The organism is Microcoleus sp. AT9b-C3 (assembly GCF_036705485.1).
In the GTDB taxonomy this organism is placed as follows: domain Bacteria; phylum Cyanobacteriota; class Cyanobacteriia; order Cyanobacteriales; family Microcoleaceae; genus Microcoleus.
This window is the reverse complement of sequence record NZ_JAUBUR010000019.1, coordinates 77,926-95,286: the sequence shown is the minus strand read 5'-3', so window position 1 is coordinate 95,286 and position 17,361 is coordinate 77,926. Positions and strand designations below refer to the sequence as shown.

Genomic DNA, 17,361 nt, shown 5'->3' with positions numbered 1-17,361 from the left:
GGCTTTTGGGATTTTAAAATCCCAAAAGCCAAATGCACTAACTTCCGATATCAAGGAAAAAACGTAAATTGAGTGGGGGCGGGTCGATCAGATTATTAATTTTTGGCGATTATGGTTGGTAAAAGTCTGCCCTAGAGGAATTGGGGTTTAATGTTCCGCTGTCAAAAGATGGAATTGCTCGGTATCAATGCGATTTGCTCGATACAAAACTTCAGCTATTTCCGAAAGCGCTAACACTGAATGTGCGCGATAACCGTTGGCCTGCATCTTATCTTTGACTCCCTGTTCGTGGTCGATCAATACCACGATATCTTCCACGTTCAATCCAGCCGATTTTAACTTGGTCGCGCCTTCCATCACGCTTTTGCCGCTAATCAAAATATCATCGACTACGACAATCATTTCTCCTGGATGAAAATGCCCCTCGATTAATTTGCCCGCACCGTAAGTTTTCACCTCCTTGCGCGGGAAAATCATCGGGCGTTCCATCCGCAAGGCTAAACCGGTTGCTGTGGGTAAAGAACCGTAGGGAATTCCGGCAATGCGATCGAATTTTAAGTTTTTAAGAATGTCTGCATAAGCGCTGACAATTTGGTGGAAAATCTGCGGAATTGAGATTATTTTCCGCAAGTCGATGTAATATGGAAATACGGCGCCCGATGCTTGTACGTGGTCGCCAAAAACTACGCAGCCGATGTCATAAAGTTGCAAGATTAAATCGCGGTGAGGTTCCGGTTGCAAAAAGCAAACATCCGGCAGCCACAATTCGCAAGTGGGGCTACCTTCGATCGCCCGCAGCCTCTGTTGATTAATATTATCCCGCAATTTCTCAATTTCTTGGCGCGGCTCTTTCCCCGCTAATAAAATCGGGGGGACTGGCAGCAATAAACCTTCACCATTCTTGCTTAAACCGGCCGCCAGCAGTTGTGCGAGGTCGTTTTCTTCTGTCAGGTCATTTTCTTCGGCGATGTCTCCCTCGACTAAAATTAGGCGTTCAGGAGCAGCTTGGCGGATGCGCGCTAACATATCCGGCATTACTCCTACTTCTAAACCAACTTTTTCGGGAGTTCCCCAAGTTTGAGAGAGTCGGACTAAGTGCAAGTACAAAGGATTTTCGGGCGTCGGGTATTCTTGCACAGCCTCGGCTGAGGGGTTGGCGGTGGCACAGAGTACAAAAACAGTTTTTCCGGCGTATAACAAAAAAGGCGCTACTTGGTCGAATCCGGCATAGGGACTTAAGGTAATAGCGTCAACTCGCCAGTCTTGAAATACAATTTTGGCAAAGACTGTGCTGGTATTTAAATCGCAGTGTTTGGCATCTAAAATTACTGGCAGGTGAGGGGGAATAATGTTTAAAATTTGTTGCAGCAATGCCCAACCGGGAATACCGAGAGATTGGTAAAAACCGAGGGTGATTTTGCAGGCACAAATTAAATCTGCTGTTTTGTCGATCGCACTTTTTAGCTTTGCAAACAAATCAGTTACAAAACTTTGAGTTTCCTCCCCTGTCATGGAAACCAGCGGGGGCAAGGTTTCCGGGTCGGGATCGAGGGCTAAATACAGCAAACTTTGATTGGTTTCAACAGCCGCTAACAGTTTATCGAAAAAGTCGGTTCGTTCCGTCATAATTTGTTAGGAAGGTAAGGGGAATTAAAAAAATTGCAGATCAAAGTGAAAGGGGTGTTGTGCCGGAAGAAACCGATCCCCGTTGAAATTCAAATTAAGAATCTTTTAAGATTGTAGAATGTAAAGAGCAGGAAATCTGTAACTTTGGGAGCAGTTTCATGGGGAAGGATTTTCTGGTTGGCTACACCGGTGATTGCACCTAAGCCAGAGCAAGTCAATTAGTTGTGGTAAACTAACCAGCGTCCGGGCGGGGATTTTATCGGCATTCCCTGGGGCAGGCGAGTTTAGCAAATGCGGATTTGCCAGGGGCAGATTTGAGAGAAGCAAATTTTAGGAAAGCTAATTTATCGGGGTCAAATTTGAGCGGCGCTTTTTTGTGGCAAGCTAATTTACAAGGCGCTAATTTGACTCAACTTAATTTAATCCAGAGCCCGTTTGATGGGGTTAATTTAAAAAATACTACCGTTGTAGGTGTTATTTCGGTTGACGGTAGTATTAAATAGAAGCAGAAGCTAAAGCAATGCCCGCCTTATATTATGGATAGTAATAAATGATCGGTACGATCGACTTTAGGATTTGGGACGAGTTGCTGCAACGCTACGTTGATGATTTCGGCCGCGTCAATTATCGGGGCTGGAAAGCTGAGGGGGCCGATGTTTTGAGGGGGTGGCTGGAAAGTTTGGCCGATGTGGATTTGGCGGAATGTACTGATGCGGATGCGCGGCTGGCGTTGTGGCTGAATGCGTACAATGCGATCGCAATTTCTCAAGTTCTGGAAGTATATCCGATCGCGTCGATCCGTCCCAAAGTTTTGGGAATTCCCAACTGGCTGAGTTTTTTGGATTTTTTCACTCGTTCAAATTCGATTATTGGCGGCAAAAAGTACAGTCTCAATCAAATCGAACACGCAATTTTGCGGCCGGAATTTGCGGAACCGCGCATCCATTTTGCATTAGTTTGCGCTTCTGTCGGGTGCCCGCTGCTGCGCCGGGGGGCTTATTTCCCCGAGTCGGTACGGACTCAACTAGAAGCGGATGCCAGCCGTTTTATTCACAATCCTGATAAGGTGCGATATGATGCCGAGAAAAAGACGCTTTATTTGAGCAAGATTTTTAAGTGGTACGGGGAGGATTTTGTAAAGGCGGCGGGTTCGGTGGCTGAGTATGTGGGCGGTTATTTGGGGCCGGAGGCTGCTGTGGGTGATGGATGGGCGATCGTTTTTTTGCCCTATGACTGGAATTTGAATCGGGTTGATGGATGAAATTTGCGCCTAGGGGTAGGTGTTTTTTTGCGGGTGGTTTTTTTTCGGCTGTATCAGTTGCGTAGTATGGGTTTTAGGCTTTTTATGAAAAATCCGACGCAAATGCTGTATTCCTTGCTGTCAAAGGTTTTGAGGTTTGTTGAAAATTTTGCCTCTTGACAGGTCGGTATTGAAATGGTACTTTTAATAGCTAGAGACGCAAACGAACCTTGAAAACTAAATACAGTAAGGGTTTCAGAAACCAACTTTTGCAATCAACCTAAATCCCTATCAGGGATTGAAACTCTCAGTAACTCAATGCACCATTCCTCACCTGATTTTGCAATCAACCTAAATCCCTATCAGGGATTGAAACACTCGGACGAATCCGCAAGCGTTGGCTTTGGTGGTGATGTATTGCAATAAACCTAAATCCCTATCAGGGATTGAAACCTATGCAAGGATGGGGTATTCGACCAGGGGTACATTTTGCAATCAACCTAAATCCCTATCAGGGATTGAAACGTGAACATCCCAGCCTCAGCCGCGATCCGAGTGTCAAGAGTTGCGATCAATCTAAATCCCTATCAGGGATTGAAACAGGTAAGGAATTGTAAAAGGAATGGTTGTTTCCCGCGTTGCAATCAACCTAAATCCCTATCAGGGATTGAAACAATTAGGCTCAATGCGGCCTTTGGGTGATTCATAAGTTGCAATCAACCTAAATCCCTATCAGGGATTGAAACACCATGAACCCCATAGGAGCCAGAGCGACTCCAAAAGCTGGTTCCAATCAACCTAAATCCCTATCAGGGATTGAAACACCATGAATCCCATCGGGGCAAGAGCCACCCCGAAGGTTGCAATCAACCTAAATCCCTATCAGGGATTGAAACCAGGCTTATCTAGAGCCGACTACTTATGTTGAATGTTGCAATCAACCTAAATCCCTATCAGGGATTGAAACGAATTCTGCTACAAATTGCTCGACGCCGCCAACAGTTGCAATCAACCTAAATCCCTATCAGGGATTGAAACACAATCCGCTTACAATATTTCATTGCATGATTGAGTTGCAATCAACCTAAATCCCTATCAGGGATTGAAACTCTATATAATTAAAACAAGGAATGCGCGCGCGCGTGTTGCAATCAACCTAAATCCCTATCAGGGATGGAAACATGGCCTCAATCAACTGGAGGGTGGAGATTTTCACTAATCGGTAGGTGGTTAGATGAATGCTAACCAATTAGCTATTGATCCGCGCTTAAACCTCTCCACTCAAAATCTGTTGAACCGTCAAACTTAGCTGTGGAAACATCGGAGATACCATCGCCTCCCCATCCCGAAATACCCCAACCTCAACATATTGCCCATCCTGAAGCCGCAAAACCGTCACGACTTGTTCAATTGGATCGATAACCCAATACTCTGCAATGCCCCGCGCTGCGTACTGAGCTCGTTTGCGCTCGTAATCCCGATCCCTACCCAGTCTACCCGGACTGACTACCTCCACAACAAACCGAGGAGGCAACATATCGAAAGTGATAGTTAGCCTAGTTGCTGTCAGCGGAATGTGTTCAGGTTCCAGAATTATCAAATCGGGGTAGCGGTTGGCCGCATCTCCCGATCGCAAAACAGCAACTTGAACCTCGCAATTATGCGTTTTAATCAGTCTAAGTGGCACTAGCCCGCTGCTAGCCAGATAGAAAAATAGATAGTTAGCAATGAAATTATTAGGTTCAGATTCTGGCGGCAAAGCGATTAACTCCCCATCAATTAACTCATAGCGTTGATCCGTCTCATTTGAGTAATTAAGGTACTCGTCAAAAGTTAATTTTTTAGATTGAGCTTGTACCATAAACTTACATTCCTTAATTTATTCGTCCCTTTCTGCTGGGAGTTTGTTTATATATAGCAATCCTAAATGATTTGCGTAATTATTGTAGGGGCAATCCCCCCGTGGTTGCCCCGATAGATAGATAGGGGTAGGCACGGGGGCACTACCCCTACAAATTTATCTGAATGATTTAGGATTGCTATAGAAACGGTTTCAACTGCCGAAAGATATCAATCAAATCTGCTGTGCAAGTTAGACAGGTGTCCCAGCCTCCATCGACAATCAACCCACAAGTGACATATTAAAAACTATCACAGTTCCAATCCTCTGGAATATTAAAAATGATTTCAGATAAATTTCGACGCGAGTTGCGCGAACAAGCCAAACTCTGGCAAGCAGAAGGACTCATCGACACTTCATTCTACCAACAACTTTCCGAACGCTACCAATTCAACACACTCGAAACCGCCTCCCGCAACCGTTTCCTCAGCATTCTGATGAGTCTCGGCGGCATTCTCCTCGGTATAGGAGTCATCACCTTTGTAGCCGCAAACTGGCAAGTTTGGTCGCGAGAAGTGAGAGTTGCACTGCTGCTAAGTCTTTTCGTAGCAGTCAATGCAGCAGGTTTCTATCTGTGGCGCATTCCCCCATCCCGAAGCCAAAACTCCAATCAAAATATGCCCCTAACAAAAGGGCGAAACAAACTCCTAGGTGAAGGATTGTTGCTGTTAGGAGCTCTGATTTTAGGAGCAAATATGGCATTGATGGCGCAAATGTTCCACATAGGCGGTTCTTCCTACGGACTTTTCCTCACTTGGGGAATCGGCGTGCTCGGAATGGCTTACAGTTTGCGGTTGACTTCGTTGGGCGTTTTGTCCGCACTTTTAGTCGGTTTAGGCTATTGGATTGCCGTGTTAGATTGGTCTTCCAAAGTCGAGTTTTCTGGGCTGGAAGTTTTGGTGCGGCAAATGCCGATCGCAGCCAGTATAATGTTTGTGCCGCTGGCTTATTGGTGTCGATCGCGTGCTATTTTTGCCATAAGTGCGATCGCGATAATTTTTTCCCTAGAAGTTTCTATCCTCCAAGGGTTAAATCCAACCTGGGGTACAGCAATTTTTTGTGCTTTACCGCCCGCTTTGCTGTGGGGATACGACGATGCAATGTGGCCGAATATAGACAGCAGGCGGTTTCAAGCCACTTCCCGCAGTTTAGCACTGCTGTTTCTCGCCGGTGTGTTTTATGTTCTTTCTTTCCACTGGTTTTGGCAATATCCGCCGATTGGGGCGCAAATTCAGCCGGATTGGGTTTTGCTGGCAAATGTGGCTGTTTTGGGCGGTTTAACGGTGTTTGAGTGGCTGCGTTTGGGACGTTTGGAACTGCGGCGACCAAAACAAAAAGCAGTGGATTTGACCACAAGTGCGATCGCAGTTTTGATAGTCATCACCGCTTTAATACCGCTTTACCACTTGAATTTTACTCCCATTTCTCAATTAGCGACTTTTCTGTTCAATGTTTTATCATTTCTGCTCGCTGTCGGCTTAATCCGAGAAGGCTTACCATTAGGAAACCGCCAGACTTTTTGGGGAGGCATGGTATTAATCACCCTGCAAATTATCAGCCGAGTATTTGAATATAACACAGAATTATTGCTCAAATCTTTTGTCTTTGTTTTGTGCGGAATTGGCGTAATTGCTGCGGGTTTGTGGTTCGAGCGCCACTTCGCAAAAATCCCCGATGAATAGAAATTATTCATCTCTCTCTTCTCTAACTCAGCGCCCTCTGCGTTCTCTGTGGTTCAATCATTCCGAAACAACCCTAAACAATATAACCCATACCTAACATGAACACAAACAACATTGACTTATTAGTTGAAAATCCAGATACAACAAATCTGTTTCAGATTCCCCCCGAAGCAAAACGCCTTCCCGCGTGGCGGCTGTGGGTTCCTTTACTCTTGCAAATCGGACTAATTGCCGCCGTACCCGCCACCGCCGTTTACACTTTGATTACTGGCAAAACAGTTGTCCTGCAAACAGTACCAGTAGACCCTTACGACTTTTTGCGCGGATATTACCAAGTTTTGAGCTATGATATTTCCGATAGCACAAATCTCCAAAAACTCCCCGGCTGGAAAGATTTACCTGCCGAAAAAACACCTTGTCCGCCCGGAATAGTTTGTCCGAAAAATACCCACGATGTGAAGCCAGAAACCAGTTTTTATGTAATCTTAGAAGCGCCAAAAGCCGCGACTAATCCCGGCCGCCCCCAAGCTTGGAAACCCGTCCGCGTCAGTCTAGAAAATCCCACCAAGTTGCCCGCCAACCAAATCGCAATTAAAGGCAAATCTAAGGGTTGGCAGATACAATACGGCTTAGAAACTTATTATATGCCAGAGAATGAAAGGGAAAAAGTCAATCAGGAGATTAGCGAAGCTCAAAGGAAGCAGCGACAATCTTTTGTGGTAGAAGTAAAGGTTGACAAAACAGGCCATGCTGTGCCTGTGAGTTTGTGGGTGCGCGATCGCAATTATCGATTTTAGCCAAAAAGAGCCAAAGGTCGATCGGTCTTTTGGCCTTGTTTTGAGTATTTTTGCTTAGATAGAGGCGGAGGTTGGGCGATTCCCTACCCTTCACCGAACGCACGCGCGTTCGGGATAGCTTCGCTCACGCAGACAGTTCAATTGCCGACAACCCAGGAGAATCTATTAAGATAGATAAGACTTGTGCAAATCTTGCCAATTCAAGGGCGCAAGTCATGACTCTACTGGAGCTTCTCATGTTAGCCGAGCTAATCTCAGCCAGACGAATACTCAAGACCAAACTCCTCGACTTCTTAGGACTTCCCGACAATTGCCAAGACAAAACAGATCATCTCGTCAACCGAATTGTATCCCTGGTGGAAGCAAATCCAGCCGAACAAGAAAGATTTTGGGAGACATTCAAAAGTGAATTAGCCGTCGATCCTGCTGAATTAGAAGCAATGCTCAAGTGTTCACCAGCAGAACGCCAGCAGTGGATTGAACAAGACAAACTCCCTATTTTAGAATACCGCTCTTTCCGCAAATCAGGAATCCATTTAGAGTATCCCGTTCACGACAGAAGATTAATCTTAAGTCTAACGCCAACCGATATTAATAATTGGCGCAAAGAACCCAAAGGGCTAATTAAAAATAATCGCCAAATACCCACCCCACTCAATACAGAAAGCCCTGAAGAAAACGAACAATTCCGAGTAGCTTTTAGTTCCGAATGGGAAAAAATCATTGCCGGCTGGAAAGAACAAGGTTCGGCAGAAATTTCAGCAACATTCCAGCTAGCTTACTGGACAGTGTGGGCGTCGCGGTGGGCAAAAGAAAATCAGCTCAACAGCTTTAAAGCAATTAATAAATATAAGGAAATCTACGAAACTCACCAGCACGAATGGTACGAGCGAAAAAATCAAGCAGTCAAGTTACTGATTGAAATGCCTTACGCCATGCTTTACTTCTACCGTCCGGCGGATGCTGACAAATTATATCTCGAACTGTGCGACGACCACCAGGAAATGATGAAAGATGGCTACTATTGGGATAAGTGGGATTTTTTCTATCAGAACCGCAAACTTGTAAATAAGTGTCGCGAATGTGTGTACTGCGAAACTAAAGATTATTACTCGCTTTACTACCTGGAAATCAAGAGCGATAAGTTTCCCGATTTTAGTTTTTCTTTCCACACGCCGTACACCATCGGCAGAAAATTTTTGCCGCATCCAGAAACGCTGCCTTATGTAGACCACGTAGAACAGGACGGCATTTTTCGCTTTGGTCGCCCGCTGCTGGAACAAGAGAAAGCTATTCACACAGAAAAGGATGTATTGCTCAAGTTTGAAGCTGCTTTGGCAGCAGCGAAAAAGTTTGTTTAGTTAGGAGTCATGAGTCATTAGTAGACTTATTGCAATTTTTTTTGATTGATAGGAAAACCGCAGATAAACGCAGATAAACGCCGATGCTTTTCCAGATTGTTTGCAAGGAAAGGCAATCTTGTCTACTAATGACTCGTGACTAATGACTTTTGAACTCGGATTACTTGAATGCTGCCGCCAGCATAAAGTTTTGGTTGTTGAGCTTCTTTGGAATTTTACTATCGCCATTCCACCTCTGCCAACAAACTTTCCAAGTCTGTTTCGCTCAACTTCCATGCAGTTTCAGTCTCAAACAACCACAAAAATACAGTCAACCCTGGCAAAAATACCGGATTTGTATGCCGATGAAAATCTACCAAAATGAATAGACCACCGGGCGCGATCGCGCGGTATACTTCCTGAAAGATTTGTCGCAATTGCGCGCGTTGCATTTCGTGCATCGCAACGCTGCTGTGTACTCCTGTCAAACTGACTGTCGGGAAAAGGCATCGACTAGGCAAAAGCTTCTAAATAATAATTGGCTGATGGTACATTTTTCCTTGCCCGTTGCAGAGATAATGGCGCAGCGTCAAGTCCTGTGACATCCGGGAAATATGGCACCAGAAATTGCGTAGTTTGACAGCTACCGCAGCAACGGTCTAAAACTTTAGTTTCGGCGCTGACGGTCAAATTTTCCCAGGCTAGTTGACCCAAACGAGTATTGCCGCCTACGCTCACTCGCAGCCAGACGCGCGATCGTATCGTACAGCGACTGATACCGATAACTTAAATCTCTAAAAATTGTTGCCACAGTCAAAATTATGTATACCTTGCTATCGACTTAAGATATTATTAAGTAATATGATAAAGATAAGTAACAGAACTGAGATATTGGGAGAGCTGTAACCGCTATGGGTCGTGTGGGAGTATTGCTATTAAACTTGGGCGGGCCAGATCAAATCGAGGATGTCCGTCCTTTCCTGTTCAACTTGTTTGCTGACCCGGAAATCATTCGCATCCCGTTTCCGTGGATGCAAAAACCGCTCGCCTGGTTGATTTCGACCCTGCGCTTTCAAAAATCCCAGGAAAACTACCGCCAAATCGGGGGCGGCTCTCCTTTGCGGCGAATTACCGAGGAACAAGCCCTAGCCCTGCAAGAACTCTTGCAAGAAAAGGGACAGGATGCTCGAGTGTACGTGGGGATGCGCTACTGGCATCCTTTTACCGAAGAGGCACTCGCCAAAATTAAGCGCGATCGCATCGAACACTTGACAATCTTGCCGCTGTACCCTCAATTTTCCATCAGCACCAGCGGTTCGAGCTTCCGGCAACTAGAAGAAATGTGGGGCAAAGATCCTGCCCTCAAGGATATCGAGTATACCGCGATTCCTTCTTGGTATAAGCGGCCAGGCTACATTCAGGCAATGTCAGAACTGATAGCCCAAGAACTAGACCACAATCCTGAGCCCGATCGAGTTCACATCTTTTTCAGCGCCCACGGCGTCCCCCTCAGCTACGTAGAAGAGGCTGGAGACCCCTATCAGCGCGAGATTGAAGATTGCACTCGTCTGATTATGGAACATTTGGATCGATCGAACGAACACACTCTAGCTTATCAAAGTCGGGTTGGCCCGGTGGAATGGCTCAAGCCTTACACCGAAGACGCCATTACCGAATTGGCAGAAAATGGAGTCCAAGATTTGTTGGTAGTTCCGATTAGTTTTGTTTCCGAACACATCGAGACTCTGCAAGAAATTGACATGGAGTATCGAGAATTAGCAGAAGAATCGGGGATTAAAAATTTCTACCGAGTGCCAGCCCTGAATACTCATCCGGTGTTTATTGAAGCTTTGGCCGATTTAGTCATCGAGTCGATAGAATCTCCCAACGTTAAATTCTCTGATGTGATACGCCCTTCCAAGAGAGTGAAAATGTACCCTCAAGAGCAGTGGGAGTGGGGTTTGACCACGGGGGCAGAAGTCTGGAACGGTCGTGTGGCGATGATTGGTTTTGTGGCACTATTGCTGGAGTTAATTACGGGTCAGGGCCCACTACACTCGATCGGACTGCTTTAAATTGACAGTTGACAGTTGGCAGTTGACTGTTGACTGTTGACTGTTGTTATAAATGACTAATGATATCAAATTGGTTGGTATCGGAATTATTCATCTCTCTCTTCTCTTCCTGGGCGCCCTCTGCGGTCTCTGCGGTTAAATTATTCCGAAACAACCGTAAACGATATAACTAATCACCAATAACTAATCAATAATTAATCAGGATCGCGCTTGCGGCGGCGGGGATTTCCCCTATCGCCCGGTATTCCCTGACTTTTGTACCAGCGATACCACTCTTTAGAACTGCGAATTGCCAGCCACAGCAGGATCATAGCAACTAACCCTCCCTGCCGCGGGGCGTCAAAGGCAAACAAAACCAAGGAAATGCACAGAACATCTTGGAGGAAAATCACCCAAATCGGCAAACCCCGCAGCCGGTAAAACCATCCAGCTTGTACCAGTTGCAGCACTAAAGCCAACAAACCTCCGACAATACCAATTATCCACAGCATCCAAGGATGAGCAATAATTTCCTCGATCGAACTTACTTGAGCGATCGCAATTCCCATAATTGCTCCTACAATGGGGCTGAAAATAATTTGCACAATTTGCAGTACCCGCTGTCCTACAAAGGTTTTAGAAGCAAATAATTCTAACAGCGACCAACTCACCAAGATGGTGATAGCCACCTGGGGGGGAACCCCCGACAATAGAGGTATTTCCGACCACAGTTTGTCAATCCGCAACAAACCAATTAACAGCAGGGGCAGGGCAATTCTCATACCCCCTGCCGCAGACCCAGAGAGTGCGGCTAGGAGTCCAACCATAATAATAATTCAGTTTCTAACGTCAGCTACAGCCTCGATCTATTTCAGAATTTAATTCCCCTGATGGCTGCCAGTGATTTGAGCGATCGAACTCAAATTGCGGCTTGAGCTTAAATATCACCCTCTATTGTAAGTGTATCTGCTTAATGCCTGCTTGGCACTGCGATATTGTCGATCGACACAAGGCAGTTTGTGAAGAGTTTACCGTTGACAGTTGACAAAATTCCACCTAGATTGTGATTAAATTAAAATGTATAGGAACACCAGTAGATCAGCCGAGATACTTAAAATTAAGATGTCAGCTATTCTTCCTTCTTCCCTCTGACTTAAAAATCTGCCGGACACTAAATAATTAATCCGTGTATCCGTGTCAAAATCCGTGTCGTGCTTTCCTTCTTCCTTCCAATTATGTCTGAATCATTATTTGCCGATGCCAGCCGCCGATTAGAACGAGCCTTAAAATATGTGTCGCTTTCCGAGGATACGATTGAAAGGCTGAAACACCCCAAATCCAGTTTAATTGTATCGATTCCCGTGCGGATGGACGACGGTTCCCTGCGAATTTTTCAAGGTTATCGAGTGCGCTACGACAATACCAGAGGCCCGTCTAAAGGAGGAGTGCGCTATCATCCGGGAGTATCCCTTGATGAAGTGCAATCCTTAGCATTTTGGATGACTTTTAAATGTGCAGTTTTGAACTTGCCTTTTGGAGGAGCCAAGGGCGGAATTACTCTCAATCCCAAGGAATTGTCCAAACTGGAATTGGAACGGTTGAGCCGGGGCTATGTCGATGCGATCGCAGATTTCATCGGCCCCGATGTCGATATTCCCGCACCGGATGTCTACACCAACCCCATGATTATGGGTTGGATGATGGATCAGTATAATATTATTAAGCGGCAGCTTTCTCCAGCGGTAGTGACTGGTAAACCAGTGACAATCGGCGGCAGTTTGGGCAGAGATACCGCAACAGCAATGGGTGCTTTTTTTGTAGTACAAACTATCTTACCCAAATTTGAGCTAAATCCTCAAGATACAACTGTAGCAGTACAAGGTTTTGGTAATGCCGGTGCCGAAATAGCAGAACTGCTCTGGAAAGCCGGTTACAAAGTAGTGGCTGTCAGCGATTCCCAAGGCGGAATTTATGCTAAACAAGGGCTGGACATCCCCAGTATTCGAGGCTTTAAAGACTCTAACAAAGGTATCAAAGCTCTTTACTGCGAAGGTTCAGTTTGCAATATTATAGAACACGAAATCTTGACAAATGAACAGCTTTTAGCATTAGATGTAGACGTGCTGGTTCCAGCAGCTTTGGAGAATCAAATAACGGAAGCGAATGTTAATGATGTTAAGGCTAAGTTTATTTTTGAAGTAGCTAACGGGCCGATTGATTCGGCTGCTGATTTGATGTTAGAAGCGAGGGGAATTCAAGTAATCCCTGATATTTTAGTCAATGCCGGAGGTGTAACGGTTAGTTATTTTGAGTGGGTGCAAAACCGCAGCGGGCTTTATTGGACGCTGGAGGAAGTCAACCAGCGGTTGAAGCATAAAATGGTCGAAGAAACTGAAGCAATTTGGAAAAAATCTCAGGAATTGTCAGTTTCCATGAGAACTGCTGCTTACGTGTACGGGTTAAATCGACTCGGAGAAGCGATGAATGCGAAGGGAACGCGGGATTATTATGTGAACGGTTGAGGGAAGCGCGGTAAGATGGTGCGATCGCACCATCTTACCGCAGTTATTCGAGAAGAGTGCAGTCTACGAACCGACTTGGCAAAACTTGGCTTTGAATTATTGGCGAATTTTAAGCATCCACGCAGCAGTTTATTTGAAAGCCACTTTAGTGCTACCAAAGACGAAAGATGTTTTTAAATAGAGATTTTGCATAGAGAGAAATGTGTTAATTTATACGAACTACTTCATGGTACAATACCCGCAGTTATGATGTAGGGACAACCACCTGATGCAATGATATCGGAAGTTGCTGCATTTGGCCTTTGGGATTTTAAAATCCCAAAAGCCTTTCGATCTCAATTATTTGAACGCTACCCCTTGACAGGTCAAGACAGTATCTAAAAAATAAATAGATCAACCTTGCAAAACTTCAATTAAAGCATCGCCCATTGCCCGACAGCCGACGAGTTTCATGCCTTCCGACATGATATCACCAGTGCGATAACCTCGCTCCAAAACTTCGACAACTGCTTGCTCAATTTTATTAGCAGCTTCCGGCTGATTTAAGGCGTAGCGCAACATCATTGCCGCACTCAAAACTTGGGCGATGGGATTTGCTTTATCTTGTCCGGCGATGTCGGGTGCGGAACCGTGCACGGGTTCAAAAACTCCCGGCCCGCTTGCTCCCAAACTAGCAGAAGGCAGCATCCCAATGCTACCAGTTAGCATCGCCGCAGCATCGGAAAGAATGTCGCCGAATAAATTGCCCGTGACAATTGTATCGAACTGTTTCGGCCAGCGAATTAACTGCATTGCTGCATTGTCAACATAGAGGTGAGAAAGTTCGACATCAGGGTATTCTGAAGAAAGGGCAATAATACGATCGCGCCACAGTTGCGAAACATCCAAAACATTCGCTTTATCAACGGAACACAGCCTTTTCCCGCGCTTCCTGGCCGTCTCAAAAGCCACTCGCCCGATTCTGTCAATTTCCGACTCGGTGTAAGCCATCGTATTAACACCGCGTTTTTCGCCTGTTTCCGTCTCAAAAATGCCTTTCGGTTTGCCGAAATAAATGCCGCCTGTGAGTTCGCGGATGACCATAATATCCACGCCTTCAACAACTTCCCGTTTCAAACTAGAAGCATCAACCAATTGCGGTAAAATAGTCGCCGGACGCAAATTTGCAAACAATCCCAATCCGGCGCGCAGTCCTAATAATCCCGTTTCCGGGCGCTGTTCGCGGGGCAAATTATCCCACTTGTAACCGCCAATTGCTGCTAACAATACTGCATCACAGTTGCGGCATTTTTCCAGTGTTTCTTCGGGTAGCGGATTGCCTGTTGCGTCAATAGCAGCGCCGCCCATTAAAGCTTCTTGAAATTCAAAGCCGATGTCCAATTGTTGGCCGACAAGTTTCAGGACATCTACCGCCACAGCGATAATTTCAGGGCCGATTCCGTCTCCTGGTAAAAGAGTGATGCGGTAGTTTTGAGTCATATCGATTTTGGAGTTTTGATTTGAGATTTGAGATTGAGAGTTAATGGGAATTCTTTGGAAATGCAAGACATTCTCACAAGGTTATAATCATATCAGGATAAGCAACCTCAGAATTCATTGTCAGGAACCTCAGCCTGAAGGCATGAGGCTTGAAAGAGAAATCTGACAAGCCGTTCTGACGGGCCTAAGTCTTAACTGACTACGTTTTTTGAGTCACGACACCCTGGAATGCGTAGCTAGTTCCTTGCTCTGTCGCTGAAGGTTAAACAGTTCTAAGGTCACTGGGACAGTGCTTTCAGCCTAACAAGCTCTTAAAACATTGGCGAAGCTAACTTTACCCCAGAAATGGGAGATTGAGGCAACCATACCTCGCCGGAGGGGCAACCATACCCCTCCACCCCACAAAAGTTTTAACTCAATGTAAAGCCGTCCTAAAAGGACGGGGTTTCTAACCCATATTTCTGATGACATTCCCGACTTACCCGCCTGCTCAAGCTGAACCGCCTTTAGACCCCCGGCAGAGTTTGCCAACAATGTATGATTTACCTAGCCAAGACCCAAAGGAACCCGGTTTGCCTGATACGTTTCATTTAGATCAGCCGCAACTCTTGGAATTCACGTTTTTGCCGCCGGGATGGGATGCGGAACAAGTCTTTACAGCCAGTGACCTAAATTTGTATTACGATGCAACACAACCGCGCTGGCATAAACGCCCGGATTGGTTTGCTGCGGTGGGTGTGCCAAGGCTTTATCAAGGGCGCGATATGCGTTTGAGTTATGTAGTTTGGCAAGAACGGGTAAATCCGTTTGTGGTGGTGGAATTGCTATCGCCGGGAACTGAAGATGAAGATTTAGGGCGGACTGTTCAGCAAGCTGGGGAACCGCCGACTAAGTGGCAAGTTTATGAACAAATTTTGCGGATTCCTTACTATTTTGTGTTCAGTCGCTACACGGATGAATTGCGAGCTTTTCATCTTGTAGGAGGCCACTATGAACCTACAGAATTAATTGATGGGCGGTTATTTATTCCTGAGTTGCAGTTGAGTTTAGGTTGGTGGCAAGGCAGTTATAAGAGTATGAATCGGTTGTGGTTGCGCTGGTTTACGGCCGAAGGAGGGTTGATTTTGAGTCCGGGTGAAAGAGCAACGGCGGCGGAACGGCAACTGATAGAATCTCAACAGCAACTCATAGCATCTCAACAGCAACTGACAGAATCTCAACAGCGAGAGGAAAGACTAGCGGCGCGGTTGCGGGAACTAGGCATCAATCCTGAACAGTTGGTTTAATAGTTCTCGCACCCAGGCCTGGTGAAACCCCTTTTCAACTCCTCGAATCCGCGCAACACGATTGAAATAAGATAAAAATAGTTCGATCGCACGCACGTACAAAAAAATCGGCAAGGAGTCGCACCAGTGGCAGAGGGCGAAGGCATACCAACATCAGCACAGATTGACAATCGGGACTATTCTTGGGCCTTTTGGCCAGTCGTCCCCCTCTATCCCTACAGCAAGCGGCGCACCATCCGCAAGGAAATAGTCAAGGACACAATCTGGACTTTTGACCAAATACAAGGCATTTTCTACGTAGTCGTCCCGATTCGGATGACTGTAATTAAATTAGAACCCGAAGGCCTTCTCGTCTACGCCCCCGTTGCACCGACTCCTGAGTGCATCCGCTTGGTAAAAGAGTTAGTAGCAGAGCACGGCGAGGTTAAGTACATCCTGCTGACAACGGTTTCGGGCATCGAGCACAAAGTTTTTGTCGGCCCCTTTGCGAGGTGTTTTCCCCAAGCGCAGGTGTTTGTCGCCCCGCAACAGTGGAGTTTCCCCGTGAATTTGCCGCTGAGTTGGCTGGGTTTGCCGGCGAAACGCACCTCTGTACTGCCCCTTGACAGCACCAACACCCCGTTAGCCGAGCAATTTGACTGGGCAATTCTCGGCCCCCTCGACCTCGGTTTGGGCAGATTTGCTGAAGTTGCGTTATTTCACAGACGATCGCGCACGCTGATGTTAACAGATTCCGTGGTTTCAATTCCCGAAAATCCGCCCGCGATCGTCCAACTCGACTCCTACCCGCTGCTATTTCACGCCAAAGAAAGCGCCTCGGACATTGTGGCAGACACCCACGAAAATCGGCGCAAAGGGTGGCAGAGAATCGCCTTATTTGCCATGTATTTTAGCCCCAGCGTGCTGGAAGTGCCGCCGTGGTCGGAGGTATTTGCCAGGGCCCGCCAAGCGCCAGAACGCTCTAGGAAAGCTTATTTCGGGTTGTATCCGTTCAAGTGGAAAACAGATTGGGTGCGCTCGTTTGAGGCTTTGCGGGGAGGAGGGCGGTTGTTTGTGGCGCCGATTTTGCAGACTTTGATTCTCAACCGCGCCCCGAGGGAAACTCTCGATTGGGTGGATAAAGTCGCGAGTTGGGACTTTCAAAGGATTGTACCTTGTCACTTCGATAGTGCGATCGACTCCCGGCCGCGTGAATTTCGCCAAGCATTCTCGTTTCTGGAAAAACACTCGCCTGTTAATTCCTTACCCGAAGATGATTTTAAATTGCTCAGGCAGATTGATGCGGGTTTGAATAAAACCGGTTTGGTTCCGCCTGCGAAAGAAAAGGTTTAATCATTTGAGTTCACAATCTTTTCGATTTCCACTAACCTCCTGATACCCCCTAACCCCCCTTAACAAGGGGGGGACTAGAGTCTTCAAAGTCCCCCAACAACCA

15 protein-coding genes and 1 CRISPR repeat array are annotated in these 17,361 nt (G+C 46.2%); of the genes, 9 read left to right on the top strand and 6 right to left on the bottom strand.

Features of this window, described 5'->3' with window-relative positions; translation table 11 throughout:
• Positions 1–147: 147 nt before the first annotated feature.
• Complete coding sequence (locus tag QUB77_RS18130) at positions 148–1,626, bottom strand: bifunctional orotidine-5'-phosphate decarboxylase/orotate phosphoribosyltransferase (RefSeq protein WP_333175492.1); 1,479 nt, start codon at positions 1,624–1,626, stop codon at positions 148–150.
• 269 nt (positions 1,627–1,895) lie between these two features.
• On the opposite strand from QUB77_RS18130, the gene QUB77_RS18125 reads away from it, so the two are divergent.
• A complete protein-coding gene (locus QUB77_RS18125; RefSeq protein ID WP_333175694.1) occupies positions 1,896–2,129 on the top strand; it encodes a pentapeptide repeat-containing protein in 234 nt (77 codons plus the stop codon).
• Between the two features lie 47 nt (positions 2,130–2,176).
• The gene (locus QUB77_RS18120) at positions 2,177–2,887 is read left to right on the top strand and encodes a DUF547 domain-containing protein (RefSeq protein WP_333175495.1); all 711 of its coding nucleotides are present in this window, start codon (positions 2,177–2,179) and stop codon (positions 2,885–2,887) included.
• Between the two features lie 256 nt (positions 2,888–3,143).
• Positions 3,144–4,047: a CRISPR direct-repeat array (repeat unit 28 nt; unit sequence AACCTAAATCCCTATCAGGGATTGAAAC).
• A gap of 86 nt (positions 4,048–4,133) precedes the next feature.
• Here QUB77_RS18120 and QUB77_RS18115 read toward each other — a convergent pair.
• Positions 4,134–4,727, bottom strand: coding sequence for a Uma2 family endonuclease (locus QUB77_RS18115; RefSeq protein ID WP_333175498.1), 594 nt, complete (start codon positions 4,725–4,727; stop codon positions 4,134–4,136).
• A gap of 320 nt (positions 4,728–5,047) precedes the next feature.
• On the opposite strand from QUB77_RS18115, the gene QUB77_RS18110 reads away from it, so the two are divergent.
• The 3 genes from QUB77_RS18110 (at position 5,048) to QUB77_RS18100 (ending at position 8,606) form a co-directional block, all read left to right on the top strand.
• A complete protein-coding gene (locus tag QUB77_RS18110) occupies positions 5,048–6,448 on the top strand; it encodes a DUF2157 domain-containing protein (protein ID WP_333175500.1) in 1,401 nt (466 codons plus the stop codon).
• A gap of 98 nt (positions 6,449–6,546) precedes the next feature.
• A complete protein-coding gene (locus QUB77_RS18105) occupies positions 6,547–7,245 on the top strand; it encodes a GDYXXLXY domain-containing protein (RefSeq protein ID WP_333175503.1) in 699 nt (232 codons plus the stop codon).
• Positions 7,246–7,481: 236 nt separating this feature from the next.
• Positions 7,482–8,606 (top strand): hypothetical protein, encoded by a 1,125-nt coding sequence (locus QUB77_RS18100; protein WP_333175506.1) that lies wholly within the window; start codon positions 7,482–7,484, stop codon positions 8,604–8,606.
• A 218-nt stretch (positions 8,607–8,824) separates the two neighbouring features.
• Here the strand turns inward: QUB77_RS18100 and QUB77_RS31790 are convergent, their stop codons facing one another.
• Together QUB77_RS31790 and QUB77_RS31785 are read right to left on the bottom strand one after the other, a co-directional pair.
• A complete protein-coding gene (locus QUB77_RS31790; protein ID WP_445251758.1) occupies positions 8,825–9,106 on the bottom strand; it encodes a hypothetical protein in 282 nt (93 codons plus the stop codon).
• Entirely contained in the window at positions 9,099–9,323 is a 225-nt protein-coding gene (locus QUB77_RS31785; protein WP_445251757.1) for a hypothetical protein, read from the bottom strand. The genes QUB77_RS31790 and QUB77_RS31785 overlap by 8 nt, the downstream gene beginning before the upstream one ends.
• Before the next feature lie 173 nt (positions 9,324–9,496).
• On the opposite strand from QUB77_RS31785, the gene hemH reads away from it, so the two are divergent.
• The gene (gene hemH / locus QUB77_RS18090) at positions 9,497–10,660 is read left to right on the top strand and encodes a ferrochelatase (protein WP_333175509.1); all 1,164 of its coding nucleotides are present in this window, start codon (positions 9,497–9,499) and stop codon (positions 10,658–10,660) included.
• A gap of 194 nt (positions 10,661–10,854) precedes the next feature.
• Here hemH and QUB77_RS18085 read toward each other — a convergent pair whose 3' ends face one another.
• Positions 10,855–11,466: a DUF4126 domain-containing protein gene (locus QUB77_RS18085; RefSeq protein WP_333175512.1), complete on the bottom strand. Its 612-nt coding sequence runs from the start codon at positions 11,464–11,466 to the stop codon at positions 10,855–10,857.
• A gap of 408 nt (positions 11,467–11,874) precedes the next feature.
• Here QUB77_RS18085 and QUB77_RS18080 point away from each other — a divergent pair, with 408 nt between their 5' ends.
• Positions 11,875–13,161 carry a Glu/Leu/Phe/Val dehydrogenase gene (locus QUB77_RS18080; RefSeq protein WP_333175515.1) on the top strand — a complete coding sequence of 429 codons (1,287 nt, stop codon included), beginning with the start codon at positions 11,875–11,877 and terminating at the stop codon, positions 13,159–13,161.
• Positions 13,162–13,554: 393 nt separating this feature from the next.
• On the opposite strand, the gene leuB is transcribed toward QUB77_RS18080, so the two are convergent.
• The gene (leuB, locus tag QUB77_RS18075) at positions 13,555–14,640 is read right to left on the bottom strand and encodes a 3-isopropylmalate dehydrogenase (RefSeq protein ID WP_333175517.1); all 1,086 of its coding nucleotides are present in this window, start codon (positions 14,638–14,640) and stop codon (positions 13,555–13,557) included.
• A 464-nt stretch (positions 14,641–15,104) separates the two neighbouring features.
• On the opposite strand from leuB, the gene QUB77_RS18070 reads away from it, so the two are divergent.
• The gene (locus QUB77_RS18070; protein WP_333175520.1) at positions 15,105–15,926 is read left to right on the top strand and encodes a Uma2 family endonuclease; all 822 of its coding nucleotides are present in this window, start codon (positions 15,105–15,107) and stop codon (positions 15,924–15,926) included.
• 126 nt (positions 15,927–16,052) lie between these two features.
• A complete protein-coding gene (locus QUB77_RS18065) occupies positions 16,053–17,258 on the top strand; it encodes a DUF4336 domain-containing protein (protein ID WP_333175522.1) in 1,206 nt (401 codons plus the stop codon).
• Positions 17,259–17,361: the final 103 nt, after the last annotated feature.